This window comes from Thiomonas sp. FB-6 (assembly GCF_000377645.1).
Lineage (GTDB): Bacteria > Pseudomonadota > Gammaproteobacteria > Burkholderiales > Burkholderiaceae_C > Thiomonas_A.
The window spans coordinates 1-26,866 of sequence record NZ_KB898514.1 but is presented as its reverse complement, the minus strand read 5'-3'; the positions used below and the strand labels follow the sequence as shown (position 1 = coordinate 26,866).

Here is a 26,866-nt window from a genome sequence, read left to right as displayed (position 1 = left end):
GTGGAGTTCATCCGGGGCTGGCGCGTGCTGAACGTGGCGATGGCGGTGTCGTGGCCGCGGCGCGTGGTGGACTACCTAGACTACCACGCGCAGCCCATCGTGCATTTCCACGCCGCCACCATTCGCGCCCACACCACGCGCGCCGACCGCGTGCTGGGCCGCGCCTGCTATGCCGCGCATGTGCTGACCGTGCTGCTGTTCCTGGCCTGGAGGGGTGTGTCGGCGCTGGGTTGAGGGGGCGCGCCTTGACGGCGCGCGCTTTGCTAGGCTCGGGGCTCCGACCTGTTCCCAGACCCAGAACGACACGCCATGAACAGTACCGCCCTGCCCACCGCCGCCGACCCCGCCGCCGATGCCGCCTACCGCAAGGTGGGCTGGCGCCTGCTGCCCTTCCTGATGCTGTGCTATTTCGTCGCCTACCTCGACCGGGTGAACGTGGGCTTCGCGCAATTGCAGATGAAGGGCGCGCTGCAGTTCTCCGACGCGGTGTACGGCTTCGGCGCCGGCATCTTTTTCCTGGGCTACTTCCTGTTCGAGGTGCCCAGCAACCTGTTGCTGCACCGCGTCGGCGCGCGCGTGTGGATCGCCCGCATCATGATCAGCTGGGGCGTGATCTCGGCGCTGACCCTGTTCATCCAGACGCCGACCATGTTCTACGTGGCGCGCTTCCTGCTGGGGCTGGCCGAGGCCGGCTTCTTCCCCGGCATCATCCTGTACCTGACCTACTGGTACCCGGCGCGCCGGCGCAGCCAGATGACCGCCTGGTTCATGTCGGCCGTGGCGCTGTCGGGCCTGGTGGGCAGCCCGGTGTCGGGCTGGATCCTGCACCATTTCCACGGGCAGTCGGGCCTTGCAGGCTGGCAGTGGCTGTTCCTGCTCGAAGGCGTTCCTGCGGTGCTGCTGGGACTGGCCACGCTGGCCTACCTGGACGACGGCATCACCTCCGCGAAATGGCTGAGCGAGGGGGAGAAACTGCTGCTGCGCCGCGGCATCGAGGCCGACAACCAGGCCAAGCAGCATGTGTCGGCGCTGCAGGGCATGCGCAGCCCGCGGGTGTGGCTGTTCGCGCTGGTGTATTTCTCGGTGGTCATGGGCCTGTACGGCCTGGGCTTCTGGCTGCCGCTGCTGCTGCGCAGCACCGGCGTGAGCGACCCGCGCACCATCGGCTGGCTGGTGGCCGTTCCCTACGGCGTGTCCATCGTCGCCATGGTGCTGGTGGGGCGCAGCAGCGATGCGCGCGAGGAACTGCGCTGGCACGTCGCGCTGCCCGCGCTGGCCGGCGCCGCCGGCCTGGCCCTGAGCACGCTGTGGCCGCACGACACGCTGGCCGCCGTGCTCACGCTGACCCTGGCCACCTGCGGCATCATGACCGTGCTGCCGCTGTTCTGGAGCCTGCCCACGGCCTTCCTCGCGGGCAGCGCGGCGGCGGCGGGCATCGCGCTGATCAATTCCCTGGGCAACCTGGCGGGGTTTTTCGGGCCCAGCATCGTGGGCTGGGTCAAGCAGGCCACCCACAGCACCAACGGCGGCGTGCTGGTGCTGGCCGGCTTCATGGTGCTGTGCGCGGTGCTGGTGCTTTCGCTGCCCGCACGCCGGAACTGAGCGCGGCGCCGCAGCGGCAGGCTCGCGGGGCGCCGGACTCCCGGGCCCGCGGGCGCCGGGCGGCCGACCCGTGGGGCGCCGCGCCCGCGCCTCAGATGATCGACAGGTGCCCGGTCTCGACCTCGGCGGTCTGGCGCTTGCCGTGCAGCTTGATGGTCAGGCGCAGGTCGTTCATGGAGTCGGCGTTGCGCAGCGCGTCCTCGTAGCCGATGCGCCCGGACTCGAACAGGTCGAACAGCGCCTGGTCGAAGGTCTGCATGCCCAGCTCGCGGGACTTTTTCATCACGTCCTTGATGTCCCCGACCTCGCCGTTGAGCACCTTCTCGGCGATCAGCGGGGAGTTGATCATCACTTCGACCGCGGCCACCCGGCCCTTGCCCTGCTCCAGGCGGATCAGGCGCTGCGAGACGATGGCCTTGAGGTTCAGCGACAGGTCCATCAGCAGCTGGGTGCGTCGCTCCTCGGGGAAGAAGTTGATGATGCGGTCGATGGCCTGGTTGGCGTTGTTGGCGTGCAGGGTGGCCAGCGCCAGGTGGCCGGTCTCGGCGAAGGCCACCGCCTGGTCCATGGTCTCGCGGTCGCGGATCTCGCCCATCAGGATCACGTCGGGGGCCTGGCGCAGGGTGTCCTTGAGCGCGTCCTCCCAGCCGATGGAGTCGATGCCCACCTCGCGCTGGTTGACGATGCAGTTCTTGTGCGGATGCAGGAACTCGATGGGGTCCTCGATGGTGATGATGTGGCCCTGCGAGTTCTCGTTGCGCCAGTCGACCATGCCGGCCAGCGAGGTGCTCTTGCCGCTGCCCGTCGCGCCGACGAAGATGATCAGGCCGCGCTTGGTCATCGCCAGTTCCTTGAGCACTCCGGGCAGTTGCAGCCCGTCGAGGGTGGGGATTTCCAGCGGGATCTTGCGCGCCACCAGCGCGACGCTGCCGCGCTGCGTGAAGGCGTTGGCCCGGAAGCGCCCGATGCCGGTGGGGGAGATGGCGAAGTTGACCGCCTTGTTGGCCTCGAAGTCGCGGCGCTGCTTGTCGTTCATCACCGCCACCGCCAGGGCCTGCGTGTGCTCGGGGGTCAGCGGGTGCACGGACAGCTTCTCCACGTTGCCGTCGACCTTGATGGCGGGCGGGAAACCGGCGGAGATGAACAGGTCCGAGCCCCCGCGCTTGACCATCAGCGCCAGGGAGCTGTGAATGAATTCGGTGGCTTGGGACTTTTCCATCGCGAGGCGGTCGTGGACACGGGCTCGCCCGCGGCGGGGCGTGTTCGGGCAATGCTACGGCAGGCGGCAGACCGCAGTGTGAACCGCCGCCGCGCGCCGGTCAATGCAGCTTGATCTGGGGCTCGGTGGTGCGCGAGATCATGCGGGCCAGGGTCAGGAAGGCGGTTTTCCAGAAACCGTGCAAGGCGTGCAGGTGCATGCGGTACAGCGACCAGTAGATGAAGCGTGCGAAATGCCCCTCCACGAACATGCTGCCGCGGGACAGCCCGCCCATCAGGCTGCCCACGGTGCTGTGCTCGCCCAGCGACACCAGCGAACCGGCATCGCGGTAGCGGAACTCGCCCAGCGCTCGCCCGGCGAGCCGGCGCTGGATCTGGCCCACCAGGAAACTGGCCTGCTGGTGCGCCGCCTGGGCGCGCGGCGGCACGTTGGTTTCGCGGCCCGGCCAGGGGCAGGCGGCGCAATCGCCCAGCGCGAACACCGCGTCGTCGCGCGTGGTCTGCAGCGTGGGGCGCACCACGAGCTGGTTGATGCGGTTGCTTTCCAGACCGTCGAGGTCCTTGAGGAAGTCGGCCGCCTTCACGCCGGCCGCCCACACCACCAGCTCGGCGGGCAGGAACTCGCCGTCGGCGGTGTGCACGCCGGTGGCGCTGACCTCGGTGACGCGCTTGCCCACGTGCATTTCCACGCCCAGCTTGCCCAGCTCGCGCGCCGCCGCGGCCGACAGGCGCTCGGACAGCGCCGGCAGGATGCGCGGCGCGGCCTCGACCAGGCTGAGCCGGATGTCGCGTTCGGGGTCGATGCGGTCCAGCCCGTAGGCGGCCAGCACGCGCATGGAGTTGTGCAGTTCGGCCACCAGTTCCACCCCGGTGGCGCCGGATCCTACCGCGACCACCTTGAGCTGCTCCGGGCGCAGCGGCTCGGCCTGGGAATTGGCGGCGATGCAGGCGTCCACCAGGCGGCGGTGGAAACGCCGGGCGTCGTCCGGGGTGTCCAGCGCGATGGCGTGGCGGGCCGCCCCGGGGGTGCCGAAATCGTTGTTCTGGCTGCCCACCGCGATGACCAGGATGTCGTAGCCGATGGCGCGGCGCGGTGTGACCTCGCGTCCCTGCTCGTCCAGCGTCGGCGCCACCAGAACCTGCTTGCGCGCGCGGTCGAGCCCGTCCATCGCGCCCAGCCGGTACTTGAAGTGGTGCCAGCTGGATTGCGCCAGGTAGTTCAGCGCGTTGTCGTCGATGCCCAGGGTGCCGGCGGCCGCCTGGTGCAGCAGCGGCTTCCACAGGTGGCTGCGGCTGCGCTCGACCAGCGTGACCTCGGCCTCGCCGCGCCGGCCCAGGGTATCGCCCAGGCGGGTGGCGAGTTCCAGGCCGCCGGCGCCTCCGCCGACGATCACGATGCGGGGGATGGGGGTAGTGCTGTCCGGGGCTGGCATGGGCTGGGAACCTGGCGTGGCGCGATGCGCGGGATCTGGCTGGATTGTGAAGGCGGATGCTGCGCCGCGGCAGTGGGTGCGCGAACGTCCCTACGCGGCCCGCGGACGCACGGCCGCGGCCACCCGGCGCGCGCGCTCGCGCGCCTGCTCCACGTCGTCGCCGGCGGCCAGCGCCACGCCCATGCGCCGACGCTGGTAGCTCTCGGGCTTGCCGAACAGGCGCAGATCGGAACGCGGCACGGCCAGCGCCTGCGCGACGCCCTCGAAACGCAGCGCGCGCGCATCCACGCCGCCGTAGATCACCGCCGAGGCGCCCGGCTCGCGCAAGCCGGCGTCCACCGGCAGGCCCAGGATGGCGCGCGCGTGCAGCTCGAACTCGGACTGGCGTTGCGAGCACAGCGTGACCAACCCGGTGTCGTGCGGACGCGGGCTGACCTCGGAGAACCAGACCTCGTCGCCGCGCACGAACAGCTCGACCCCGAAAATGCCGCGCCCGCCCAGCGCCGCGGTGACCTTGCCGGCCACCTCGCGCGAGCGCTGCAGGGCCAGCGCCGACATGGGTTGCGGCTGCCAGGACTCGACGTAGTCGCCCTGCACCTGCAGATGACCGATGGGCTCGCAGAAGCTGGTGCGCACTTCCCCGCTGGCCGGGTCGATGGCCCGCACGGTGAGCAGGGTGATCTCGTAGTCGAATTCGATGAAACCTTCGACGATGACCCGCTGGATCGGCACACGGCCGCCGGCCATGGCGTAGTCCCAGGCAGGCTGCAGGTCCTCGGGCCCGCGAAGCACCGACTGGCCCTTGCCCGACGAGGACATCACGGGCTTGACCACGCAGGGGTAGCCGATGCCCCCCTCCACGGCCCGGCCCAGCTGTTCCAGCGAATCGGCGAAGGCGTAGGGCGAGGTCGGCAGACCGAGTTCCTCGGCGGCCAGGCGCCGGATGCCCTCGCGGTTCATGGTCAGCTGGGCGGCGCGCGCGGTGGGGATCACCTCGGCCAGGCCCTCGGCCTCGATGCGCAGCAGCTCCTGCGTGGCGATGGCCTCGATCTCGGGCACGATCAGGTGCGGGCGCTCGGCCTGCACCAACGCGCGCAAGGCCTGCGCGTCGGTCATGTCGATCACGTGCGCGCGGTGGGCCAGCTGCTGGCCGGGCGCGTTGGCGTAGCGGTCCACCGCGATCACCTCGGCGCCCAGGCGCTGCAGCGCGATGATCACTTCCTTGCCCAGCTCGCCCGCGCCCAGCAGCATGACCCGCAACGCGGCGTCGGACAGGGGGGTTCCGAGAAGGGGAAGGCTCTGGGTCATCGCGGGGCTCCGGCGGCGGCGCAAAGGCCCCAGCATAGCCAATGCGCGGGGCCCTTCCCGCCTCGCGCCTTGCGCTGGCGCAAAATCGGGTTTGACGCGCAAGCCGGGTCTGACGCACCATGTGCCGGCAGGCCTGCGGCGCGCCGGGGTTCGTCGCCGGCGCGGAGCTCAAGTGCCATTGCGACGTGCCGTTATCCATCTTGATTCGTACACCGAACAGGCCCGGGAAGGCTTCGATGAGCAGCGCAGGAACCTCGTTGCAGGTGCAGGATGTCTTCGGCTCGCTGGCGAGCACCATGGCGATGATCGAATTCGATCCGGAAGGCCGCGTGGTCTGGGTGAACCAGAAATTCGCGCACGCACTGGGTTACGAGCCCGAGGACCTGGTGGGCCAGCACCACCGGAAATTCTGCAGTACGGAATTCAGCTCCTCGCCTGCCTACCGGGAACTGTTCCACCGCGTGGCCGAGCACGCGCGTGAGCTCCGGGCCAATGCCGAGCGCGTCACGGGCTGAACCATGCGCGAGGCCATGGGCAAGGACGAATCGCCGACCGGCGCCAGCCGGCTGGAGTTGCTGCTGTTCCGCCTCGGCGAGGACGCCGGGGGCAGGCGCGAGCTGTTCGGCATCAACGTGTTCAAGGTGCGCGAGGTGCTGGAGATGCCGCCGATCACCGCCACCCCCGGCGCGCCGCGCCATGTGCTGGGCATCGCGGACCTGCGCGGCCAGGTGATGCCGGTGATCGACCTGCCGGCCGTCGTGGGCTGCCGCCCGCAGGCGCTGCGCCTGCTCATCGTCACGGAGTTCGAGCGTTCCTTGCAGGGCTTCGCGGTCGAGGGCGTGGAGCAGATCGTGCGCCTGGAATGGAGCCAGGTGGTCTCGGCCCAGGCGCATGCCGTGGGCGGACTGGTCGGCGGCATCGCGCGCCTGGATCCGCGCGGCGCCGAGGGCGGCGCGCTGGCGCTGGTGCTCGACCTGGAGCGCATCCTGGGGGACGTGCTGCCCGAGCGTGTCGGCGCCGGGCCCGAGCAGGCCTTCGCCGAGCCGCTGCGCCTGCCCGCGGGCAGCGTGGTGCTGGCGGTGGACGACTCCTTTCTCGCGCGCGGACAGATCGAGAAGGTCATGCGGGCCCTGGGCGCCCCCTGCGTGCTCGCGCACACCGGGGCCGAAGCCTGGCAGCGCCTGCAGGCCTATGCCGAGGCCGCGCGCGCCGAGGGCCGCCCGCTGCGCGACAAGGTCGCGCTGGTGCTGACCGACCTGGAAATGCCGGAAATGGACGGCTTCACGCTCGTGCGGCGCATCAAGGGCGACGAGCTGCTGCGCCAGCTGCCGGTGGTGATCCACTCCTCGCTGACCGGACAGGCCACCGAGGAGCACGCGCGCGCGGTCGGGGCCGACGGCTACGTCACCAAGTTCTCCGCCGGGGAACTGGCCGCCGCCATGCGCGCAGCGCTGGCGCGCTGACTCGGGGGCGGGCCGTCCATCAATCGATGAGGCTGCCGTCGGGCTCGAAGAAGGGATAGGGGCCGGGATACTCCTCGATGGGAACCAGGTGGGAGACCAGGCCCTCGCCGTCGATCCACGCGTGCAGCTGCATGGCCGGCGGCTCCAGCCGGAAGCCCGGCGTGGCCTCGGGGTCGAGGTCGAAGGCCACCTGGTGGGCCGGCGCCGGACAGGTGCTGACCACGCTGGAGCCGAAGCGGCGTTGGATCGGGCGGTGCAGGTGGCCGCAGACGATGCGCTCGATCTGCGGATGCCGCGCGACCAGCTCGGCGAGCCCGTCGCGGTCCTCGCGCGGCAGGCCGATCTTGTCCATGTGCCCGATGCCCGTGACGAAGGGCGGGTGATGCATGGCCAGGATCACCGGCTTGGCCGGCTCGCGCGCGAGTTCGCGCTCCAGCCATTGCAGGCGCTGCGCGCACAGGCGTCCGCCGCTGTGGGGCGGATCCTGGGTGTCCAGCGCGAGCAGCCGGCAGGGCCCGAGGTCGACCGCGTACTGCACGAAGCCCTCGCGCCCCAGCCAGGGATGGTCGGGAAAGGCCTGGCGCAAGGCCTCGCGGTGGTCGTGGTTGCCCACCAGCAGGTAGCAGGGCAGGGACAGCTCGGCCAGCAGTTCGCGCAGATGCGCGTACTCCTGCGCGTCGGCCAGGTCGACGAGGTCGCCCGTGACCACCACGGCGTCGGGCGCCGGGCGCAGGCGCGCGATGGCTCGCAGGCAGCGGCGCAGCGCCTCGGCGGTGTCCACGCGCTGGTAGGCGAGCGCGCCCTTGCGCTTGATGTGCAGGTCGGAAATCTGGCAGAGGATCATCGCGGCATCACCGGGCAGTGGAAGCGGGGTTGAGCAGGGCCTCGGCGGCCACGCGCAGCGCCACGCGACTGTCCACGGCCACGTCGACGCGCCCGGGCACGTCGGCCCACAGGGTCGCGCCGGCAGCGCCCGCCACGCCCACGCGGGTACGGTCGCCGAGGAAGATGACCTGGCGCACGCTGCCGCGCAGCTCGCCCTCGTGCTCGGCCACCAGGCGGGCGTCCTCGGGACGGAACCACAGTTCCTCGTCGCCGTCGGCGTGCACGCGCCCGTCGCGCAGGGCGCCGCGCATGCGGTTGAGCATGCCGATGAAGCCCGCCACCTCGAGGTTGGCCGGGCGATGGTAGATCTCGCGCGGCGTGCCCACCTGCTCGATGCGGCCCTGGCTCATCACCACGATGCGGTCGCCCAGTGCCATCGCCTCGGCCTGGTCGTGGGTGACGTAGATGGACGTGACGCCCAGGCCGCGCAGCAGCGCGCTCATTTCCACGCGCAGGGTTTCACGCAGCTGCGCATCCAGCGCCGCCAGGGGTTCGTCGAGCAGCAGCACGCGCGGACGCGGGGCCAGCGCGCGCGCCAGCGCCACGCGCTGGCGCTGGCCGCCCGAGAGGCGCTGCACGGGGCGGTCGGCGTATTCCCGCAGGCGCATCAGGTCCAGCAGTTCATCCACGCGCTGGCGGATCTGCTCACCAGGCATGCGCCGGATGCGCAGGCCGTAGCCCACGTTGCCCCGCACGTCCAGGTTGGGAAACAGCGCGTAGTTCTGGAACACCATGCCGACGCGGCGCGACTCGATGGGCAGCGCGGTCACGTCCTCGTCGTCGAACAGCACGCGCCCGCCCGGATCGGGGCGCTCCAGGCCGGCGATCAGGCGCAGCGTGGTGGTCTTGCCGCAGCCGGAGGGGCCGAGGAACACGAGGGTCTCACCGGGCTCGACCCGCAGGTCCACCGGATGCAATGCGCGCTGGCCGCGCTCGTAGTGCTTCGCACAGGCCTGCAGGGTGATGCCCACGGAGGCTGGGTTCATGGACGACCTCGTCGAGACGGCTCGTCGCCCGCCATGCGCTGCATGAGCACCAGCAGGGGGACGATGAGCACGAAGAAGATCAGGGTGTAGGCGCTGCCGACCTCCAGGCGCAGGGAAGCGTAGGCATCCGCCAGGCCCACCGGGAGGGTCTTGGTGGTCGGGGTCGCCAGCATCCAGGTCAGGTTGAATTCGCCGATGGACAGCGTGACCACGGTGAGCGCGCCGGCCACGATGCCCGGACGGATGTTGGGCAGCACCACGGTGCGCATGCGCTGCACGAAGCCGGCGCCCAGGCTGGCGGCGCCCTCCTCCAGGCCGCGCAGGTCGATGCCGGCGCAGATGGCCTGGACCGAGCGCACCATGAAGGGCAGCGTGAACACGACGTGTCCGACGACGATGAACCAGCTGCTGGAACGAAAGGCGCGCAGGCCGCCGTACACGGCCAGCAGGCCCAGCGCGCTGGCCAGCCCCGGCATGGCCACCGGCAGCATGAGCACTCGCTCGAACAGGCGCGCGGCGCGCGCGCGGCTGCGCGCCAGCGCGTAGCCGCAGGGCACGCCGGCGATCAGCGTGACCACCAGCGTGGCCAGCGCCACGCGCAGGCTCAGGCCGATGGCGTCGCGATACATGTCCCAGACCTGCGCGACCCAGTGGAGCGTGAATCCGCTGCGCAGGCCGATGAAGTCGTTGCGGGTGACGCCGGCGAGCATGGACATGCCCACCGGCACGATGAGAAAGGCTGCCAGAAGCACGGTGAGCGCGGCCTGCGCCAGCACCAGCAGCCGCGGGCGCAGGCGCGCGAGCGCCGCGCGGTCGGGCCTTGCGAGGGCAACGGAGGTCGACGCGTTCATGGCGGATGCATCGTGGAGGCTTCGGAGGGTCGTGGGGCGTGCGTGCGCCTCAGGCGCCGGGGGCGGCGGTGGGCCCGCCGGCACCCTCCCCCCACCACAGCACCAGCCAGGTCACCGCGCCGAGCACCAGGCTCCAGGTGGCCGCGGTGGGCAGATCGGCGTTGAGGGTGAAGGCGGTGTAGATGTCCATGGGCAGCACGTCGATGTCGGTGGCCAGCGTGAAGGCGGTGCCGAAGGCGCCGACGGCGGTGGCGAAGCACAGCGCGCCCGAGGCGACCAGCGCCGGAGCCAGCGCCGGCAGCGTGACGTCGCGCAGCACCTGCCACGAGGAGGCGCCGAGGCTGCGCGCGGCCTCCTCGACGCTGGCGTCCAGCCCCTGTGCGGCGGCGGTCACCGTGAGTATCACTCGTGGAATGGAAAAGTACAGATAACCCACGAACAACCCGCCCAGCGAGTAGGCGAACACCCAGCGCTGGCCGAACAGCGCCAAGCCGAGCTGCGCGGCCAGGCCCATGCGCCCGCCGAGCATGATCACCATGAAGCCGACCACCACGCCGGGAAAGGCCAGCGGCAGCGTGAGCATGGCCATCAGCAGGCGCCGCCCGGGGAACCGGTGGCGCGCGAGGAACAGGCCGGCGACCAGGGACAGGGCCAGCGCCGCCGCCGTGACGACGCCGGCCAGCACGACCGTGACCCCGAGGCTGCGCAGGTATTGCGCGTTGCCCAGGATGTGCAGGTAGCCCTGCAGGCCGTGCTGGGCGCTGGCCCGCCCGAGGGCGGCCATGGGCAGCAGCCAGAAGGCCGCGAACAGCGCCGCGGCCGGTGCCGCGAGGGCCCGGTGCAGCCACGCAGCGGATGCCTCATCGCGCGTCATTGCTGGTCTCCCGCGGCCGGCCTTCGAACGCTCAATGCACCTGGGCCAGGTACTGCCTGGCGAAGGCCTGTTCCACTGCGCCCATCTTCTGGTAGTCCACCGGCTTGGCGCGCGCGTAGTCGCTGGCGGGCAGGAAGCGGGCGGCGGCCTTCGCGCTCATCGCCCCCGGCATCACCGGACGCAGGAAGGCATCGGCCCAGATCGCCTGGCCTTTGGGCGACAGCACGAAGTCCAGCACCTTCTTGCCCACCGGGGGATGGGGTCCGTTCTTCACCAGCGCCATCACGTAGGGCATGGTGATGGTGCCTTCGCGGGGAATCACGAAGGCCACGTCGGCGTGGTCCTTGTACTCGGCGCGGTAGGCGTTGAAGTCATAGTCGATGAGGATGGGGATCTCGCCGGACAGCACGCGCGCGTAGGCGGTCTGCTTGGGCACGATGGGATCGTTCTTCTTCAGTTGCTGGAAGTAGTGGATCGCCGGGCCGAAGTTGTCCAGCGTGCCGCCCATGGCCAGGTTCACCGCCACGGCGCCGGCGTAGCCCACGAAGGCGCTCGACGGATCCAGGTAACCCACCATCCCCTTGTACTCGGGCTTGAGCAGGTCGGCCCAGGACTGCGGCACCGGCTTGCCGCCCAGCGCGGCCTTGTTCACGAAAAAGCCCAGGGTGCCCGAATGGATCGTGAACCAGTAGCCCTTCGGGTCCTTGAGCTGCGCCGGGATCTTGTCCCAGCCCACCGGCTTGAAGGGGGTGATCACGCCCTGCTTCTCGGCCTCGAAGGCCGAGCCGATGCCCAGGTAGACCACGTCGGCCACGGGGCTGGCGCGCTCGGCGATGAGTTGCGCGATGGCCTGGCCCGAATTCTTGTTGTCGAAAGGCACGGTGATGCCCGTGGCGGCATGCAGGGCGCGGATTTCGCCGGCCCAGTCGGCCCACTCGGGTGGACAGTTGTAGCAAATGGCGGTTTCGGCGGCATGCGCGTTCGCGCTCAGCAGCGCGAGGGACCCGCACAAGGCGAGCAACCAGTGACGCAGGGTTTTCATGGGAATCACTCCGGGCGGGGACGAGAGGAGGGAGGAGCCACCGTGCCGTCGATGCGCAGCCGGTGGGCGAGCACGCTCGAGCGCGGCGCGCCGCCCTCGAGCACTTGCTGCAGGTGGCTCCACGCGGTGGAGCCCAATTGGCGGTGCGGCTGGCATACGGTGGCCAGCGGCGGGGCGAGGAGTTCGCCGAAGGACAGGCCGTCGAAGCCGACCACCGAGATGTCCTCGGGCACGCGCATGCCGGCCTCGCGCAGTTCACGCATGACCAGCAGCGCGAGGAAGTCGTTGCCGCAGAACAGCGCCGTCGGGCGCCGCCGCGGGTCGCGCAACGCCGTCAGCATCGACGACGGAAGCCGGCGCTGGTGGAAATCGATTTCCAGCGGGGCGCGCGCGCGCAGCCCGGCCGCGCGCATGGCGTCGCAATAGCCCTGGTGGCGCTGCAGCGCGCGGTCCGAGGCGGCGCGGCTGCCGCTGAGCATGCCGATGCGCCGGTGGCCCAGCAACACCAGTTCGGTGACCAGCTCGCGCGCCGCGGCGCGGTTGTCGACGCTGACGCAGGGATGCGAGTCGCAGTGGTTGTAGACCAGCTGGTAGGGCACGCCGCTGGCGGCCAGCTCGGCCAGCAGCGGGTGGTCCTGCGCCCGCGCCACGGTGAGGATCAGGCCGTCCACGCGCTGCGACAGCAGCGTGTCGATGGCCTGCTCCTCGCGCGCGCAGTCGTAGCCGGTGGTGGTCAGCAGCACCCGGTAGGCGCCCTGCGCGGCGGACTCCTCGATGCCCTGCATGCATTCGCCGAACACCGGATTGAGCATGTCGGGCAGCACCACGCCCACCAGGCTGGTGCGTTCGCCGCGCAACTGGCGGCCGATCAGGTTGGGTCGGAAGCGCAGCTCGCGCATGGCCTTGCGCACCCGCTCCAGGGTCTCCCGGCGCAGCTTCTCCGGCTGGTTGAGCGCGCGCGAGACGGTGGCGATGGAGGTGCCCGAGCGCTCGGCCACGTCATGCAGGGTGCTGGGCATCAGGCCGCCTCCCTCCACGACACCACCGGCCAGCCCCGCCATTTCGCGACGCGCTCCAGCAGGGGATCGGGATCCACCGCCACCGGATCGCTCACCTGCTCCAGCAGGGGCAGGTCGTTGTGGGAGTCGCTGTAGAACCAGCTGCGCTCCAGCCCGCGCAGGGACAGGCCCATGGCGCGCAACGCATGCTCGACGTGCAGCACCTTGCCGTGGCCGAAGCAGGGCCGCTCCAGCCCGGCGCCCTGCTCGCTGTCGGCCGCGATCAGGTGCTCGATGCCCAGGCTGCGCAACACCGGGCGCACCAGCGCCTCGCGGCTGGCGCTGACCACGAGCACGAGCACCCCCTGCTCGCGCAGCCGCGCCAGCAGCGTGGGCGCCGCCGGCGCAAGCGCCGGCAGCAGGCGCTCGCGCACGCAGGTCTCGCGGCAGGCCTGCAGGCGCCGCGGGTCCAGCGAGGCATCGAGTTCGGCGCGAAACGCGTCCAGCGCGGCGAAATCCAGGCCGCCGGCGGCGTAGTCGCGCATGTAGGCGCGGTGGCGCTCCAGCGCCTCGGGCGGCAGCATGCCCTGCGCGTCCAGGTGTTCCAGCCAGAGCTGGTTGCTGTCGGCGGCGAGCAGGGTGTGGTCGAAGTCGAAGAAGGCTGCGCGCACGGCAGGCGGGGATCGGGTGAAAACGTTTTCATCCTAAATCCCCCGTGTGTCGAATGGATGACAGCCCGCATGGGGACTTGCCCTAAGCGGGGCGCTCAGAAACTCGAACCCGGCTGGCGCAGGAACTCGACTTCCTCGGGGCTGCTCGCGCGGCCCAGCGCGGCGTTGCGGTGGGGGTAGCGCCCGAAGCGGTCGATGATCGCCTTGTGGCGCAGCTCGAAGCGCAGGTTCTCCTCGGGGGCATGGGCGCGGTACAGCGCCTCGGACACCTCGTGGATGCGCGGGGATTCGCTGTGCATGTACGGCAGCAGCAGGAACACGCGCCGCGTGGGCTCGAGCTCCAGGTGGCAGCCGCGGGCGACGGCCTCCTGGGCCAGCGCCAGGGCCATCGGATCCTGCGCGAAGGCGGCGGCGCTGCCGCGGTGCACGTGGCGCGAGAACTGGTCCAGCACGAGGATCTCGGCCAGGCGCCCCTGCGCGTCGGCGCGCCAGGCGAAGCATTCGCCCCGGGCCGTCTGCTCCAGCAAGCCGCGGAAGCGCTCGGCCACCAGGCGGTCGAAGGTGGGGGTCGCCGACCACCATGATTTCGGATCGACTTCGCGGAACCAGAACTCCAGGACCTCGTGCTGCATGCTGCTCCCCTTGGATGGGCCCGCGCCATGTTTGCGCTGGCGCAAGGCGGGGCCGGCGGGCCTGCCTATGCTGGGGGCAGTTGAGGCAGGCGGAGCCGACGATGAACGATTATCGAAGAGTCCTGTTGTGCATGGGTGCCGTCACCCAGGCGGCGCGCCTGATCGAGTTCGCCGCCGCGCTGGCCGGCCCGCAGGGTGCCGAGCTGGAGGCCCTGTGCGCGCCCGATGCCATCGACTGCGAGGCCACGCGCAAGCTGCTACGCGACACGGGCGCGCGCGGCGCATGCCGCGGCGTATCCGAAGGGGCGAGTGCGCTGGCCGAATTCACGCGCGGCGCGGACCTTCTGGTGCTCAGCCAGCCTTACCTGGGCAGCGCCCACGCGGCGTCCGAGCAGTTCGCCTCGCAGCTGCTGGTGGCCTCGAGCTGTCCGCTGTTGTTCGTGCCCCGGCCGCAGGAACTCGGCCGCAGCTGCGGCAGCCGCGTGCTGGTGGCCTGGGACGGAGGCCGCCAGAGCGCGCGCGCCCTGCGGGACGCGCTACCGCTGCTGCAGCGCGCGGGCGAGGTCACGCTGCACGCCTACGGCAGCGCCGAGGGCGCCGGGGCGCGTACCCTGGCGTCGGCCTGCGGCTACCTGCGCAGCCACTCCGTCCAGGCGCGCCACGCGCTGCGCCACAAGGTGGACGTGGACTATGCCTCGGGCTCGGCCACCCTGCCCAGCCTGGGTGCCGGCATCGACGAACTGCTGCTCAGCGACGCCGCCGACCTCGGCGCCGACCTGCTGGTCATGGGCGGCTACGGGCACTCGCGCGCCCGCGAGTCGATGCTGGGCGGGGTGACCCGCTCGATCCTCGGCTCGATGACCCTGCCGGTGTTCATGTCGCACTGATCGCGCCGAAGCGGCGTAGGCTTTCCCGTTTCCCCAGCGGGAGGCCCGATCCATGAACCCGGCGAGCGCACAGACCCCACCGAGCTCCTTCAAGGACCATTTCTCCTCCAGCGCGGCCAGCTACGCGCGCCACCGCCCCGGCTACCCGGCGCAGCTCGCCGCCTGGCTCGCCGGCGTCGCGCCCTCGCGCGGTCTGGCGCTGGACTGCGGCTGCGGCACCGGCCAGTTGTCCACGCTGCTCGCGCAGGAATTCGAGCAGGTGGTGGCCACCGACGCCAGCGCCGCGCAGATCGAGCATGCGCAGGCGCATGCTCGCGTGCGCTACGCGGTGGCGCCGGCCGAGCGCAGCGGGCTACCCGGTGCCAGCGCCGACCTGGTCACGGTCGCGCAGGCCGCGCACTGGTTGGACTTGCCGCGCTTCTACGGTGAGGTACGGCGCGTGCTGCGCCCGCGCGGCTGCCTGGCCCTGATCAGCTACGGCGTGGCCTGCCTGGACGGTGAGCCCGGCGCCTTGCTGCGCGAACTGCACGATGAAGTGCTGGGCCCCTACTGGCCGCCCGAGCGCAGGCTTGTCGTCGACGGCTATCGCGCCCTGGCCTTTCCCTTTCCCGAGCTCGAGGCGCCTCGCATGGAACTGCGGGCCCGCTGGTCGCTGGACGGGGTGCTGGGCTACGTCGATACCTGGTCGGCGCTGCGCCCGGCGCTGGCGCGCCTGGGCGCGGCGCCGCTCGAGGACTTTCGGCGGGGCCTCGCGCAGGCCTGGGGGGATCCGGCGCGGGAACGCGACATCGCGTGGCCGCTGAGCCTGCGCGTGGGCTGCATGCCCTGAGGGCGCCCACCCGGTCCCTGCCGGGGTCGGCGCGGCGCTCAGGCGCGCAGGTTGTCGACGATGAGCCCGACCAGTTCGGGGGAGCGTGCCGCCACGATCTGGTGCGCCAGGCCGGGCAGGATGCGCAAGCTGGCGCCCGGGATGAGTTCCGCGGTGGCGCGCCCGCCGCTGGGCGCCACCATCAGGTCGCGGTCTCCGTGCAGCACCAGCGTGGGGGCGCGGATGCGGCACAACTGCGCGCTGCGGTCACCCGATTTCTGGATGGCCGCGACCTGGCGCGCCGTGCCCTCGGCGTTCACGCGCCCGCCGCCGCGCTGCCAGGCGCGCAAGGCGTAGTCGGCCCATTCCTGCGGCGCGCCGGGCTCGGCGGGGTTGCCGATGTGGTGCATGAACTCCACGTACTGGCGTACCGCCTCGGCGGCGCTGCGGGGCACGGGCCGCAGCATGCGCAGGATGGTCGACGGCGCCGGCTGCCCCACCGTGCGCCGGCCGGTGGTGGAGAAGATCGAGCACAGGCTGAGCACCCGCGCGGGATGGCGCGCGGCCAGGCACTGGGCGATCATCCCGCCCATGGACATGCCCACCACGTGGGCGGCACCCACGCCCAGGTGATCCAGCAAGCCGGCCATGTCGTCGGCCATGTCCTCCAGCGCGTAGTTGTCGGGGGGCGCCAGCGCCAGCAGCTGGCGCAGCCGCCCGGGCGGCGCGCTGGCGGCCGCGGAGGACAGCCCGGCATCGCGGTTGTCCGGCATGATCACGCGCAGGCCGGCCGCCGCCAGGCCCTCGACCAGGCGCTCGGGCCAGGAGATCAGCTGCATGGCCAGTCCGTTGATCAGCAGCAGCGGCTGCGCCTGCGCGGCTCCGGCCTCGCGCCAGCAGATGCGCGTGCCGGCGGGCAGTTCGGCGAATCGGTCCTCGGAGGGCTGAGTGCTCATGCCGGGGATTGTCGCCCAGCCGTGGGCCGGTCCGCCGCCGGCCCGCCATCAGGCCGCCATCAGGCCACCATCAGGCCGCCTCGGGCGGCTTGCGGAAGGCAATGGCGAAGCGGTTCCAGCTGTTGATGGTGGAGACCAGCAGGCTCAGGTCGACCACCTCCGTCTCGTCGAAGTGCTCGCGCACCGTGTTCCAGGCGGCATCGGGCACATGGGTCGAGGCCACCAGCGTGAGGGCCTCGGTCCACTCCAGGGCAGCACGCTCGCGGGCCGTGAAAAACGGCACCTCACGCCAGACGCCGAGCGCGGCCAGGCGCCTCTCGGATTCGCCGGCTGCACGCGCGTCGGACGCGTGCAGGTCGACGCAATAGGCACAGCCGTTGATCTGCGAGGCGCGCAGGCGCACCAGTTCGATCAGGCCCTGTTCCAGGCCGCAGCGGCCGATCCATTGCTCGGCTGCGATCAGGGGCTTGAGGGCTTCGGGGCGGACACCGCGGAAATCGAGACGGGGGTTCATGGCGCTTTGCATCCTTCGGGAAAGGGAGATTAGGATGGGATCAGCGTAGTTTCTGAAACGATTTCCGATAAGTACGCGCCTTTGAAACATACTGTCTCATGCTTGATGCGAATGATCTCGACCTGAACGACCTGCGCCATTTCGCCCAGGTGGTCGATGCGGGCGGCTTCGCCGCCGCCGAGCGGGTCGCCCGCATCACCAAGTCCAAGCTCAGCCGGCGCGTGGCGGCGCTGGAGGCCGAGCTGGGCGTGCAGCTGCTGCGGCGCAGCACGCGGCGCATCGCGCTGACCGAGGCCGGGCGCGCACTCTACGAGCACTGTGCCGCGCTGGGGGTGGAGGCCGAAGCCGCGCTGGAAGCCGTGGAGCAGTTGCGCAGCGAACCGGCCGGCACCGTCAGGCTATCCAGCCCCACGGCCCTGGCCCAGCAGCAGCTGGCGCGCCTGCTCGCCGAGTTCATGGCGCGTCACCCCAAGGTGCGGGTGGAACTGGACGCCACCGACCGCCTGGTCGACCTGCTCGCCGAACGGGTGGACCTGGCGGTGCGTGCCGGTGGCGAACAGCGTCTGGACCCGAACCTGGTGGCGCGTCGCATCGCCAGCGGGCGCTGGGTGCTGGTGGCCTCCGGAGACTTCATGCGGGCCCATCCCCAGGCCCTGGATCCCGGCGCGGCGCTGGCCGGCTGCGCCACCATCGGCAGCCTTTCCGCGGGCGCCGAGCAGCTGTGGGAATTGCACGACCGGGCCGGTACCGTGCTGCGCCTGGCTCACCGCCCACGCCTGTTGTGCGCCGACGTGATGGTGCGCCTGGCCGCCGCGCGCGCCGGCGCGGGCATCGCGCTGCTGCCGCGGCGCACGGTGGACGCCGACCTGGCCGAAGGCACGCTGCTGCGCGTGCTGCCCGGCTGGTCGGGCCCCGAAGTCGGCATTCACCTGCTGTACGCGCGCCGCCGCGGCATGATTCCCGCGGTGGGCGCGCTGGTGGATCACCTCGCGGCGGGACTCGCGCCGCTGCTCGACCCAGCCTGAGCGCCGCGGCGCGCATCGCGCGGCGCCCGCCCCTGCGGCGGCGCATCGTCGATGCGGCGGAAGATCGGCGTGGCCAGCAGCGCGATCCCCCCGACCACCACGAAACCCATGCGGAAGCCCAGGCCGGCCGAGCCTTCGGCGGCCGAGAACAGGCGCACCGCGGCGCCGGCGATGGACACGCCCAGGCCCATGGCCAGCATCTGCACCATGGAGAACAGGCTGTTGCCGCTGCCGGCGTCGGCGTGCGAGAGGTCCTTCAGCGTGACGCTGTTCATGGCCGCGAACTGCATGGAGTTGGAGGCTCCGAACACCGACAGCAGCAGCAACTCCAGCGCCATCGGGGTGCCCCGCGAGATCAGCGCGAAACCCACGATGGAGACGCCGACCAGCGCGGTGTTGACCTGCAGGAAGCTCTCGTAGCCGAAGCGCCGCACCAGCGGCGCGATCCAGCGCTTGGCGACGATGCCCGCGAGGGCCGCCGGCAGCATCATCAGGCCCGATTGCAGCGGGGTGTAGCCCAACTGCAGCTGCAGCAGCAAGGGCACCAGAAAGGGCACGGCGCTGGAGCCCACGCGGCACACCAGATTGCCGAGCAGACCCACGCTGAAATTGCGCTCACCGAACAGGGACAGCCTGAACAGCGGATCGCGCCGGCGGCGCGCGTGGGGCAGGTAGCCCAGCGCGGAGGCGCCGGCCAGCGCCAGCAGGCCAGCCGACCAGGCCGCGCGGTGCGAGGCGAAGGGCACGTCCACCGCCAGGGAGAAGGCGATCATGGCCAGCGAAACCAGGGTGCAGCCGACCCAGTCGAAGGACGGCACCTGCCCGCCCTCCCCCCGCGGCAGGTAGCGGTGCACCGCCAGCAGGCCGACGGCGCCGATGGGCACGTTGATGAGAAAGATCCAGTGCCACGACGCCGCCTCGACGAACCAGCCTCCCAGGGTCGGGCCCACGATCGGCCCCACCTGGCCCGCCACCGAGATCAGCGCCAGCGCCGACACGTACTGCTCGGCGCTGACGCTGCGCAGCACGGCCAGGCGCCCGATGGGCAGCAGCATGGAGCCGCCCACGCCTTGCAGCGCCCGCGCCACGACCAGCTGGCCCAGACTGTGCGCGCTCGCGCAGCACAGCGAGCCCAGGACGAACAGGAGGATGGCCGTGAAATACACCCTGCGGGTGCCGAAGCGGTCGGCCAGCCACCCGGAGGCCGGCGTGATCAGCGCCATGGTCAGCGTGTAGGCGACGATGACCGACTGGGTCACGAAGGCCTGCACGCCCAGGCTGCGCGCGATGGACGGCAATGCGGTGTTGACGATGGTGGTGTCGAGCGCCTGCATGAAAAAACCGGCGGCGACGATCCACAGCAACGCGGTACGGTTCGAATCGGTGCTCAAGGTGAATCCTGCCTGCTCCGCCGCGCCTCGGCGGGCCAGAAGAAATCCTAGGAGCCCGCGGGTCAATCGGGAAGTACACTGAAGGCGTTGACTGTCATCGGCTTTTCCGATGACAGGTAGCGGCCAGGGCCCCCATGCTCCATCCCGTCTGGCTTCGCAGTTTCGTGACCGTCGCGGCCTGCCACGGCTTCAGCGAGGCCGCGCGCCAGCTCGGCCTGACCCAGTCCAGCGTCAGCGACCACGTGCGGCGCCTGGAGACCGAGGTGGGACGCCGCCTGTTCGTGCGCGACACCCATTCGGTCAGCCTGACCCCGGACGGCGAGGCCATGCTGGCCCATGCGGGGTTGATCCTTCAGGCCATGCAGCGCGCGGAACGCCAGTTCCGCGCGCCCACGCTGCGCGGCCGGGTGCGCCTGGGCTGCTCCGACGACGTCGCGCTCGGGCCCCTGCCCACGGTGCTGGCCGCCTTCCGCAACGCCCATCCCGACGTGGAATTGCAGATCACCATCGGCATGACGGGGCGCCTTTACGAGGCGCTGGATGCGGGAGCCATCGACCTGCTGATCGGCAAGCGGCGGCTCGGCGAGCGCCGCGGCGTTCCGCTGTTCACCGGGCGCCTGGAATGGCTCGCGCGCACCGGCACCGTGGTGGACCTCGAGCGCCCGCTGCCGCTGATCCTGGTGGCCGAGCCCAGCGTGTCGCGCGCGGTGGTGCTGGACACCCTCGCGCAGACCGACTTCCGCTGGCAGCAGGTATGCACCAGCAGCAGCCATGCCGGCTGCATCGCCGCGGCGCGCGGCGGGCTGGGCATCACCGTGCGTCCGCAGTACCTGGCGGCGCGCGGACTGGCTCCGCCGGTGAATGCCGCCGAACTGCCCGTGCTGCCCGACGTGGAGTTCATCGCGCTGGCGGCACGCCGCCTCAGCCGCCCGGCACAGACTCTCATGCAGCTGCTGTTCGACAGCGACCTGCGCGGATCCTGGATGGGCGAGTGAGCTGCGAAATCACATGGAAAGGCCTGGCCCTTGTTCGCGTTTCGCCCTGGCGGCAACGGCGGGCGCGGCAGTAGCTTCCGCTTGGACGGCCTCCAACGCGTTGGCCAACTCCGCGCGCATGGAACAAAACAGTTCCCTGACCGAGTTGGACAGGGATTCCAGGTGCGCATCGGTGGAGGGGGACCGGGCTGGCGCTGTTCGACGCGGCCCGCCGCGGCGGCGAGGTCCTACACTGTGTGCAACTCGAGGAAACCGCACATGGCCTGGACACTCGCGCGCCGCGCGCACGCTATGAACCCTTCGGTGATCCGCGAGGTGCTCAAGCTCACCGAGCGCCCCGGAATCATCAGCTTCGCCGGCGGCCTGCCGTCGCCGAAGACCTTCCCGGTGGATGCCTTCGCCGAATCCTGCGCACGCGTGTTGCGCGAGGATGGGCAGGTCGCGCTGCAATACAGCGCCAGCGAAGGCCTGCCGCTGCTGCGCGAGCAGGTGGCGGCCATGCTGCCCTGGCCCGTGGACCCGGCGCAGGTCCTCATCACCACCGGCTCGCAGCAGGGGCTGGACCTGGTGGCCAAGATCCTGATCGACCCGGGCAGCCGCGTGCTGGTGGAAGACCCCACGTACCTCGGGGCCTTGCAGGCCTTCGCGCCGATGGAGCCGCAGGTCGAGGGCGTGCCCGGCGACGACGAGGGCGTGGACCTGCAGGCGCTGCGCCGCGTGGCGCGAGCCGGCGCCGCGCCGCGCATGCTCTACCTGCTGCCCAATTTCCAGAACCCCACCGGACGCCTGATGAGCGAGGCGCGCCGCCAGGCGCTGGTGCAGGCCGCGCAGGAGCTGGACCTGCCGCTGATCGAGGACAACCCCTACGGCGAACTGTGGTTCGACGCGCCGCCCCCGGCGCCGCTGAGCGCGCGCCGGCCGGAGGGCTGCATCTACCTCGGCTCCTTTTCCAAGGTCCTGTCGCCGGGCCTTCGCCTGGGCTACCTGATCGCCCCGGCCGCGCTGTACCCGAAGCTGCTGCAGGCCAAGCAGGCGGCCGACCTGCACACGCCGAGCTTCAACCAGCGCATGGTCGCCGACGTGTTGCGCGACGGCTTCCTGGATCGCCACGTGCCGGGCATCCGCGCGCTGTACAAGGCGCAGCGTGATGCCATGCTGGCCGCGCTGGAGCGCGAGATGACCGGCCTGGGCCTGGAGTGGAACCGCCCGGCCGGCGGCATGTTCCTGTGGGCCCGCTTGCCGCGGGGCATGGACGCCACCGAGCTGCTGCCCCTCGCGGTGGAGCGCGGCGTGGCCTTCGTGCCCGGCGCACCCTTCCACGCCGGCGAGTCGGATCCACGCACCCTGCGCCTGTCCTTCGTCACCGCCACGCGCGAACAGATCGCCACCGGAATCGCCCGTCTGGCCCAGGCCATCCGCGCCTACCCGCTGCGCCAGGCAGCATAAGTCGAGTTCCCGGCCCCCATGGGCCGGGAACTCAAGGAACGAGCACCACGGCGCCTTGGGTGGCGCGGGACTGGGCGGCGCGGTGCATGGCCACCACCTCGTCCAGCGGGAAGCGCGCAGAGACCTCGGCGCGCACCCAGCCACGGGCGACGGCGTCGAACAGCTCCGCGGCGTTGGCGCGCAGCGTGGCCGGGTCCGCGTTGTGGGGAAACACCGACGGGCGCGTGAGGTACAGGCAGCCCTTGCGGTTGAGCAGCTCGGTGTCCAGCGGCGGCACCGGCCCCGAGGCCACGCCGTACAGCACCACCAGGCCGAAGGGGGCGGCACAGTCCAGCGAGTGCTCGAAGGTATCGCGCCCCACCGAGTCGTAGACCACCTCGGCCTTGCGACCGCCGTTGGCCTCCAGCAGGCGCTGCGTCCAGCCGGGCTGCGAGTAGTCGACCGCAAGGTCCGCACCGGCCCGGCGCGCGAGTTCGCACTTGGCCTCGGAACCGGCGGTGGCCAGCACCCTGGCCCCCAGCGCCTTGGCCCAGCTGCACAGGATCTGCCCCACGCCGCCGGCCGCCGCGTGCACCAGCACGGTCTGCCCGGGCTGCACGCGATGGGTGCGCCGCAGCAGGTACTGCGCGGTCAGTCCCTTGAACAACACGGCCGCCGCCTGCTCGTCGGACAGCCCGCCGGGCACCGGCACCAGCTTGTCGGCCGCCACGTTGCGCGCCTCGGCATAGGCGCCGATTCCCGCGTTCATGTAGGCCACCCGGTCGCCCGGCGCGAAGCCGGACACCGCCGCGCCCACCGCCTCCACCACGCCAGCCGCCTCGTGGCCCAGGCCGCTGGGCAGCGGCAGCGGGTACTTGCCCTGGCGCTGGTATACGTCGATGTAGTTGAAGCCGACCGCGGTCTGGCGTACGCGCACCTCCTGCGCGCCCGGCGCGGCGAGCTCGGCGTCTTCGATGCGCATCACCTCGGGATCGCCGACCTCGTGGATCACCACACGCCTTGCGAGGGACATTCCGGTTTCTCCTGGCTGGGAACGGCGCGCCGCGGGACCATCCGGCGGCACGCGATACAGGGCATTGTCCGGCAAGGCCCGCGCGCCTGCAGGGCGCCGCGCCCGGCCGCGCTACGCCGCGCCTTCGGCGTCGTCGAAGGCGACGTCCGAGCGCGTCACCCCCAGCTTGCGCATCTTGTCGTACAGGGTCTTGCGCGCCATGCCCATGTCGGCCGCGGCCACGCTGATGCGTCCTCCCGCGCGCTGCAGGGCCTGCACGATCAGGTGGCGTTCGAAGGCGTTGACCCGCTGCTCGAAGGACGGCGACGCCTCGCGCGGCTCGGCGCCCAGTTCGTCGCCCGACAACATGCCCAGCACGAAGCGCTCGGCGGCGTTGCGCAGTTCGCGCACGTTGCCCGGCCATTCGCGGGTCATCAGGTCCAGCAGGTAGGCGCCGGGCACCGGACGCAGGGGCACGCCGGCGGCCTTGGCGGCATCGAACACGAACTTCTGGAACAGCAACGGCACGTCCTCCAGGCGCTCGCGCAGCGGAGGCAGGCGCAGCTCGACCACCGCGAGCCGGTAGTACAGGTCCTCGCGGAAGGCGCCCTGCGTGGACAGCTTGCGCAGGTCCACCTTGGTGCCGGCGACGATACGGCATTGCATCGGGCGAGACTGGTTGGAGCCCAGGCGCTCGAAGCTGCGTTCCTGCAGCACGCGCAGCAGCTTGGCCTGCAGCAGCATGGGCATGGTCTCGATCTCGTCGAGGAACAGCGTGCCGCCGGCCGCGTACTCGATCTTGCCGATGCGCCGCGACGAGGCGCCGGTGAAGGCGCCGGCCTCATGGCCGAAGATCTCGCTGTCGAACAGCGACTCGGGCAGGCCCGCGCAGTTCAGCGCGACGAACTCGTGGCGCGCGCGCGCGCCGAAGCCGTGCAGGCTGCGCGCGGCCGATTCCTTGCCGGTGCCGGTCTCGCCGAAGATCAGCACGTTGGCGTCGACGTCGGTCAGCGCCAGCAGCTTGTGGCGCAGGTCGCCGATGGCGCGCGAGCGTCCGACGATCTGCGCCTCGATGCGTTGCGGGGCGTCGTCCAGCTGCAACGCGTCGAGGTAGGCGCAGCGCGTGAGCAGGGCCTGGCGCGCGATCTGCGCGAGGCGCTCCGACGAGAAGGGCTTCTCGATGAAATCCGCGGCGCCCGCGCGCATGGCCTCGACCGCGGTCTGCACGTCGCCGTGGCCTGTGATGACGATCACCGGAAGCGCCGCGTCCAGGGCCTTCAGGCGGGCCAGCAACTGCAGGCCGTCGATGCCGGGCAGGCGCACGTCGGTGACCACCACCGCGCGCATGCCGGGCTCGGCCACGCGCAGCGCCTCCTCGGCGCTGGGCACGGGCAGCACTCCCAGGCCCGCCAGGTCCAGCGCCTGCGCGATGCCGTGGCGCACCTCGGGGTCGTCCTCGACGATCAGGACACGGGAATCAGGCGTCACCGACATGGCTGGAAGGGTCCGGTTCGTGCACGGGGAGTTCGACCTCGAATTCTGCTCCGCCGGCGTCGCGGTTGCGCGCGGCGATGCTGCCGCCGGCCTCGCCGACGATGCGCTGCGCGATGCTCAGGCCCAGGCCCAGGCCCACCCCCTGGGCCTTGGTGGTGTAGAAGGGCTCGAACAGGCGCTCCATGGACTCCGCGGGAATGCCCGGGCCGTTGTCGGCCACGCGCAGGCGGGCGCGCCGCGGCGAGTTGCCCGGCGGGTCGACATCCAGGCGGATGTCGATGCGTGGCGCCGGCGTGCCGCGCAAGGCGTCGGCGGCGTTGATCAGCAGGTTCAGCACCACCTGCTGCAGGCGCACCTCGTCGCAGGCCACCGCGGGCTCGTCGGCCGGCAGGCTGGTGCGCAGCTCCACGTGCTCGCGCTCCAGGCGCTGGCGAAGCAGGCTGGCGGCACCGTCCACGGCTTCCGAACAGCGCCCCGGCTGCCATTGCGCGGGGGCCTTGCGCGCGAAGGACTTGAGTTCGCCGGTGATCGCCGCCATGCGCCGCACCAGGCGTGAGATGGACTCCAGGTTGGCGCGCGCCTCGCCCTGGCGCTGCTTGCCCAGCAGCACCACGGCATTGTCCGACAGCGTGTGCAGCGCGGTCAGGGGCTGGTTGAGTTCGTGCGCGATGCCGGTGGCCATCTGGCCCAGTGCGGCCATCTTGCCCGCCTGCACCAACTGCTCCATGGTGCTGCGCAGGGCCTCCTGCGCGCGCTGGCGCTCGTCGATCTCGCGCTGCAGGGCCTTGTTCACCCGGGTCAGCGCGGCGGTGCGCACGAACACGCGGGTCTCCAGCTCGCCATAGGCCTGCTCCAGCGCCTCGCGCGCGGCCAGGCGTTCGCGCAGCACCTTGCGGCGCTGGCTGGCGAACAGCAGGCTGGCCTCGAGCAGCCCGGCCAGGGCCACGCCGGCCAGCGCGCTGCGCGCGGCCGCCTGCTGGACCTTGCGCGTATCGGACAGCGACAGGATCAGCCAGTCGGTTCCCGGGACCTGGGCGCGGATCAGCATGTAGGTGTCGCGCGCGGACAGTCCGGCGGGCACGGCGGCGTTGCGCGGCAGCTTGTACAGCTCGGCGCCCGCCGCCTCGCCGGCATGGCGCAGTTCCAGCTCCTGCAGCGGCCCCGCGGCGGAGTACTGGCGGGTCTGGGCCAGGCGCGAGCGCACGCTGGCCGACAGGCGTTCCAGGCTGCGAAAGCGCCAAGCCGCCACCGAGGTCAGGAACACCACGCCGTGATCGTCGACCACCAGCACCGGGTCCGGGCCGCTCTGCCAGGGCATGGCCACCTTGTCCAGGTCGACCTTGGCGGCGACCACGCCGGAGATGTGCCCGTGCATGCGCAGCGGCTGGGAAAAAAACAGCCCCGGCACGTCGCTGACCGTGCCGATGCCGTAGAAGCGCCCGGGCTTGCCGCGCATGGCGTCGCGGAAATACGGTCGGAAGGCCAGGTTGGCGCCGACGAAACTGACCGGCGAATTCCAGTTGCTCGAGGCCAGGGTCAGCCCCTGGGTGTCGAGCACGTAGATCGCCGCCGTACCGGCATTGCGGTTGGCGGCTTCCAGGAAACGATTGGCGGCGTCCACCGCCTGCGGCGAGCCGGGGTGATCGAGCACCTGGCGCACCGTGCTGCTGAGCACGATCACCGAGGGCAGATAGCCGTAGCGCTGCAGTTCGCTGCCCAGCGCGCTGCCGTAGCTGTCGAGGCGCCGGCTGGCGTCGGTGCGCAGCTCCTGCGCCGCCGAATGCAGGCCCAGCGCGTAGGCGGCCACGCCCGCCAGCGCGGCCACCGCGAGGCCGGCCACCACGATGGTCGTCGCGCGCCCGGCGAGGCGGGCACGAAACGCCGGGCGGGGCCTCACGGCAGGGCGCGGCGGACGGGACATGGCGGGTTGGGAGGCAGGAGGCGGCAGCCGGACGGGCCTGCAAGCCTAGCAGGCCCCCTTGCCGGCAGGCCGTGCCCCGCCCGCGGGCCCGCCGGGCCGCACGCCGCCCGCGGCGCGCGCGGGGCTACAAGCCGAAGTAGGTCTCGCGCACGGCGTCGCTGGCCTCGAGTTCCTCGCGCGTGCCGCTGGCGCGCACCTTGCCGTGGTCCAGCAGGTAGCCGCGGTCGGCCAGCGCCAGGAAGGCCACGTTCTGCTCGGCGATCAGCAGCGAGGTGCCGCCGCCGATGGTCGTGCGCAGCACGTCGATCACCTGCTTGACGAACACCGGCGCCAGCCCCGACGAGGGCTCGTCCATCAGCAGCAGCCTCGGCTCGGCCACCAGCACCTTGGCGATGCCCAGCATCTTGCGCTGCCCCCCCGACAGGGTCGAGGCCGCGTCGCGGCGCTTTTTCGCCAGGTCCGGGAACAGCTCGAA

At 71.4% G+C, this 26,866-nt stretch carries 26 protein-coding genes and 1 pseudogene; 9 read left to right on the top strand and 18 right to left on the bottom strand.

Annotated features, from left to right (window positions below; all coding sequences use genetic code 11):
- Together D466_RS24560 and D466_RS0118360 are read left to right on the top strand one after the other, a co-directional pair.
- Positions 1 to 234, top strand: a pseudogene (locus D466_RS24560) (hypothetical protein); the annotation flags it as partial.
- A gap of 75 nt (positions 235 to 309) precedes the next feature.
- Positions 310 to 1,602, top strand: a complete 1,293-nt coding sequence (locus tag D466_RS0118360) for an MFS transporter (RefSeq protein ID WP_018915161.1) — start codon at positions 310 to 312, stop codon at positions 1,600 to 1,602.
- Between the two features lie 91 nt (positions 1,603 to 1,693).
- On the opposite strand, the gene D466_RS0118355 is transcribed toward D466_RS0118360, so the two are convergent.
- From D466_RS0118355 to purT, 3 genes are all read right to left on the bottom strand, one after another.
- The gene (locus D466_RS0118355) at positions 1,694 to 2,821 is read right to left on the bottom strand and encodes a PilT/PilU family type 4a pilus ATPase (protein WP_018915160.1); all 1,128 of its coding nucleotides are present in this window, start codon (positions 2,819 to 2,821) and stop codon (positions 1,694 to 1,696) included.
- 100 nt (positions 2,822 to 2,921) lie between these two features.
- Positions 2,922 to 4,253 carry an NAD(P)/FAD-dependent oxidoreductase gene (locus tag D466_RS0118350; protein WP_026285467.1) on the bottom strand — a complete coding sequence of 444 codons (1,332 nt, stop codon included), beginning with the start codon at positions 4,251 to 4,253 and terminating at the stop codon, positions 2,922 to 2,924.
- 90 nt (positions 4,254 to 4,343) lie between these two features.
- Positions 4,344 to 5,561, bottom strand: a complete 1,218-nt coding sequence (gene purT, locus D466_RS0118345) for a formate-dependent phosphoribosylglycinamide formyltransferase (protein WP_038166853.1) — start codon at positions 5,559 to 5,561, stop codon at positions 4,344 to 4,346.
- Positions 5,562 to 5,797: 236 nt separating this feature from the next.
- Between purT and D466_RS0118340 the strand changes: the two genes are divergently transcribed.
- Entirely contained in the window at positions 5,798 to 6,076 is a 279-nt protein-coding gene (locus tag D466_RS0118340) for a PAS domain-containing protein (RefSeq protein ID WP_026285465.1), read from the top strand.
- A gap of 3 nt (positions 6,077 to 6,079) precedes the next feature.
- Complete coding sequence (locus D466_RS0118335; protein ID WP_018915156.1) at positions 6,080 to 7,024, top strand: chemotaxis protein; 945 nt, start codon at positions 6,080 to 6,082, stop codon at positions 7,022 to 7,024.
- A gap of 19 nt (positions 7,025 to 7,043) precedes the next feature.
- Here D466_RS0118335 and D466_RS0118330 read toward each other — a convergent pair whose 3' ends face one another.
- From D466_RS0118330 to D466_RS0118295, 8 genes are all read right to left on the bottom strand, one after another.
- Positions 7,044 to 7,868, bottom strand: a complete 825-nt coding sequence (locus tag D466_RS0118330) for a phosphodiesterase (RefSeq protein ID WP_018915155.1) — start codon at positions 7,866 to 7,868, stop codon at positions 7,044 to 7,046.
- Positions 7,869 to 7,875: 7 nt separating this feature from the next.
- The gene (locus tag D466_RS0118325) at positions 7,876 to 8,895 is read right to left on the bottom strand and encodes an ABC transporter ATP-binding protein (protein ID WP_018915154.1); all 1,020 of its coding nucleotides are present in this window, start codon (positions 8,893 to 8,895) and stop codon (positions 7,876 to 7,878) included.
- Positions 8,892 to 9,746 (bottom strand): ABC transporter permease, encoded by an 855-nt coding sequence (locus D466_RS22310; RefSeq protein ID WP_018915153.1) that lies wholly within the window; start codon positions 9,744 to 9,746, stop codon positions 8,892 to 8,894. The genes D466_RS0118325 and D466_RS22310 overlap by 4 nt, the downstream gene beginning before the upstream one ends.
- 49 nt (positions 9,747 to 9,795) lie before the next feature.
- The gene (locus tag D466_RS0118315; protein WP_018915152.1) at positions 9,796 to 10,620 is read right to left on the bottom strand and encodes an iron ABC transporter permease; all 825 of its coding nucleotides are present in this window, start codon (positions 10,618 to 10,620) and stop codon (positions 9,796 to 9,798) included.
- Between the two features lie 31 nt (positions 10,621 to 10,651).
- Positions 10,652 to 11,662 (bottom strand): ABC transporter substrate-binding protein, encoded by a 1,011-nt coding sequence (locus D466_RS0118310; RefSeq protein ID WP_018915151.1) that lies wholly within the window; start codon positions 11,660 to 11,662, stop codon positions 10,652 to 10,654.
- Positions 11,663 to 11,667: 5 nt separating this feature from the next.
- Positions 11,668 to 12,681 (bottom strand): LacI family DNA-binding transcriptional regulator, encoded by a 1,014-nt coding sequence (locus tag D466_RS0118305; protein ID WP_026285464.1) that lies wholly within the window; start codon positions 12,679 to 12,681, stop codon positions 11,668 to 11,670.
- Positions 12,681 to 13,331: an HAD family phosphatase gene (locus D466_RS0118300; RefSeq protein WP_018915149.1), complete on the bottom strand. Its 651-nt coding sequence runs from the start codon at positions 13,329 to 13,331 to the stop codon at positions 12,681 to 12,683. Before D466_RS0118300 ends, D466_RS0118305 begins: the two co-directional genes overlap by 1 nt.
- A 95-nt stretch (positions 13,332 to 13,426) precedes the next feature.
- A complete protein-coding gene (locus D466_RS0118295; protein ID WP_018915148.1) occupies positions 13,427 to 13,963 on the bottom strand; it encodes a DUF924 family protein in 537 nt (178 codons plus the stop codon).
- Positions 13,964 to 14,064: 101 nt separating this feature from the next.
- On the opposite strand from D466_RS0118295, the gene D466_RS22305 reads away from it, so the two are divergent.
- Positions 14,065 to 14,850 (top strand): universal stress protein, encoded by a 786-nt coding sequence (locus D466_RS22305; protein WP_196803525.1) that lies wholly within the window; start codon positions 14,065 to 14,067, stop codon positions 14,848 to 14,850.
- A gap of 52 nt (positions 14,851 to 14,902) precedes the next feature.
- Positions 14,903 to 15,679 (top strand): class I SAM-dependent methyltransferase, encoded by a 777-nt coding sequence (locus D466_RS0118285; RefSeq protein ID WP_018915146.1) that lies wholly within the window; start codon positions 14,903 to 14,905, stop codon positions 15,677 to 15,679.
- A 38-nt stretch (positions 15,680 to 15,717) separates the two neighbouring features.
- Here the strand turns inward: D466_RS0118285 and D466_RS0118280 are convergent, their stop codons facing one another.
- Positions 15,718 to 16,614, bottom strand: a complete 897-nt coding sequence (locus tag D466_RS0118280; RefSeq protein WP_018915145.1) for an alpha/beta fold hydrolase — start codon at positions 16,612 to 16,614, stop codon at positions 15,718 to 15,720.
- 70 nt (positions 16,615 to 16,684) lie between these two features.
- Positions 16,685 to 17,128 carry a carboxymuconolactone decarboxylase family protein gene (locus tag D466_RS0118275; protein WP_018915144.1) on the bottom strand — a complete coding sequence of 148 codons (444 nt, stop codon included), beginning with the start codon at positions 17,126 to 17,128 and terminating at the stop codon, positions 16,685 to 16,687.
- 98 nt (positions 17,129 to 17,226) lie between these two features.
- Here D466_RS0118275 and D466_RS0118270 point away from each other — a divergent pair, with 98 nt between their 5' ends.
- The gene (locus D466_RS0118270) at positions 17,227 to 18,153 is read left to right on the top strand and encodes a LysR substrate-binding domain-containing protein (protein WP_018915143.1); all 927 of its coding nucleotides are present in this window, start codon (positions 17,227 to 17,229) and stop codon (positions 18,151 to 18,153) included.
- On the opposite strand, the gene D466_RS0118265 is transcribed toward D466_RS0118270, so the two are convergent.
- Positions 18,111 to 19,583, bottom strand: coding sequence for a DHA2 family efflux MFS transporter permease subunit (locus D466_RS0118265; RefSeq protein WP_156004450.1), 1,473 nt, complete (start codon positions 19,581 to 19,583; stop codon positions 18,111 to 18,113). The two genes, D466_RS0118270 and D466_RS0118265, sit on opposite strands and share 43 nt — an antisense overlap.
- A 95-nt stretch (positions 19,584 to 19,678) precedes the next feature.
- Here D466_RS0118265 and D466_RS0118260 point away from each other — a divergent pair, with 95 nt between their 5' ends.
- Both D466_RS0118260 and D466_RS0118255 read left to right on the top strand, forming a co-directional pair.
- Positions 19,679 to 20,539 carry a LysR family transcriptional regulator gene (locus D466_RS0118260; protein WP_018915141.1) on the top strand — a complete coding sequence of 287 codons (861 nt, stop codon included), beginning with the start codon at positions 19,679 to 19,681 and terminating at the stop codon, positions 20,537 to 20,539.
- 258 nt (positions 20,540 to 20,797) lie between these two features.
- Positions 20,798 to 21,985 carry a PLP-dependent aminotransferase family protein gene (locus D466_RS0118255; protein WP_018915140.1) on the top strand — a complete coding sequence of 396 codons (1,188 nt, stop codon included), beginning with the start codon at positions 20,798 to 20,800 and terminating at the stop codon, positions 21,983 to 21,985.
- Positions 21,986 to 22,016: 31 nt separating this feature from the next.
- Here the strand turns inward: D466_RS0118255 and D466_RS0118250 are convergent, their stop codons facing one another.
- From D466_RS0118250 to D466_RS0118235, 4 genes are all read right to left on the bottom strand, one after another.
- Positions 22,017 to 22,997, bottom strand: a complete 981-nt coding sequence (locus tag D466_RS0118250) for a quinone oxidoreductase (RefSeq protein ID WP_026285462.1) — start codon at positions 22,995 to 22,997, stop codon at positions 22,017 to 22,019.
- A 111-nt stretch (positions 22,998 to 23,108) separates the two neighbouring features.
- The gene (locus D466_RS0118245) at positions 23,109 to 24,464 is read right to left on the bottom strand and encodes a sigma-54 dependent transcriptional regulator (RefSeq protein WP_018915138.1); all 1,356 of its coding nucleotides are present in this window, start codon (positions 24,462 to 24,464) and stop codon (positions 23,109 to 23,111) included.
- Positions 24,454 to 26,391: an ATP-binding protein gene (locus D466_RS23600; RefSeq protein WP_081630038.1), complete on the bottom strand. Its 1,938-nt coding sequence runs from the start codon at positions 26,389 to 26,391 to the stop codon at positions 24,454 to 24,456. The genes D466_RS0118245 and D466_RS23600 overlap by 11 nt, the downstream gene beginning before the upstream one ends.
- Before the next feature lie 124 nt (positions 26,392 to 26,515).
- Positions 26,516 to 26,866 (bottom strand): ATP-binding cassette domain-containing protein (locus D466_RS0118235; protein ID WP_018915136.1); only part of this gene is annotated, 351 nt, incomplete at its 5' end.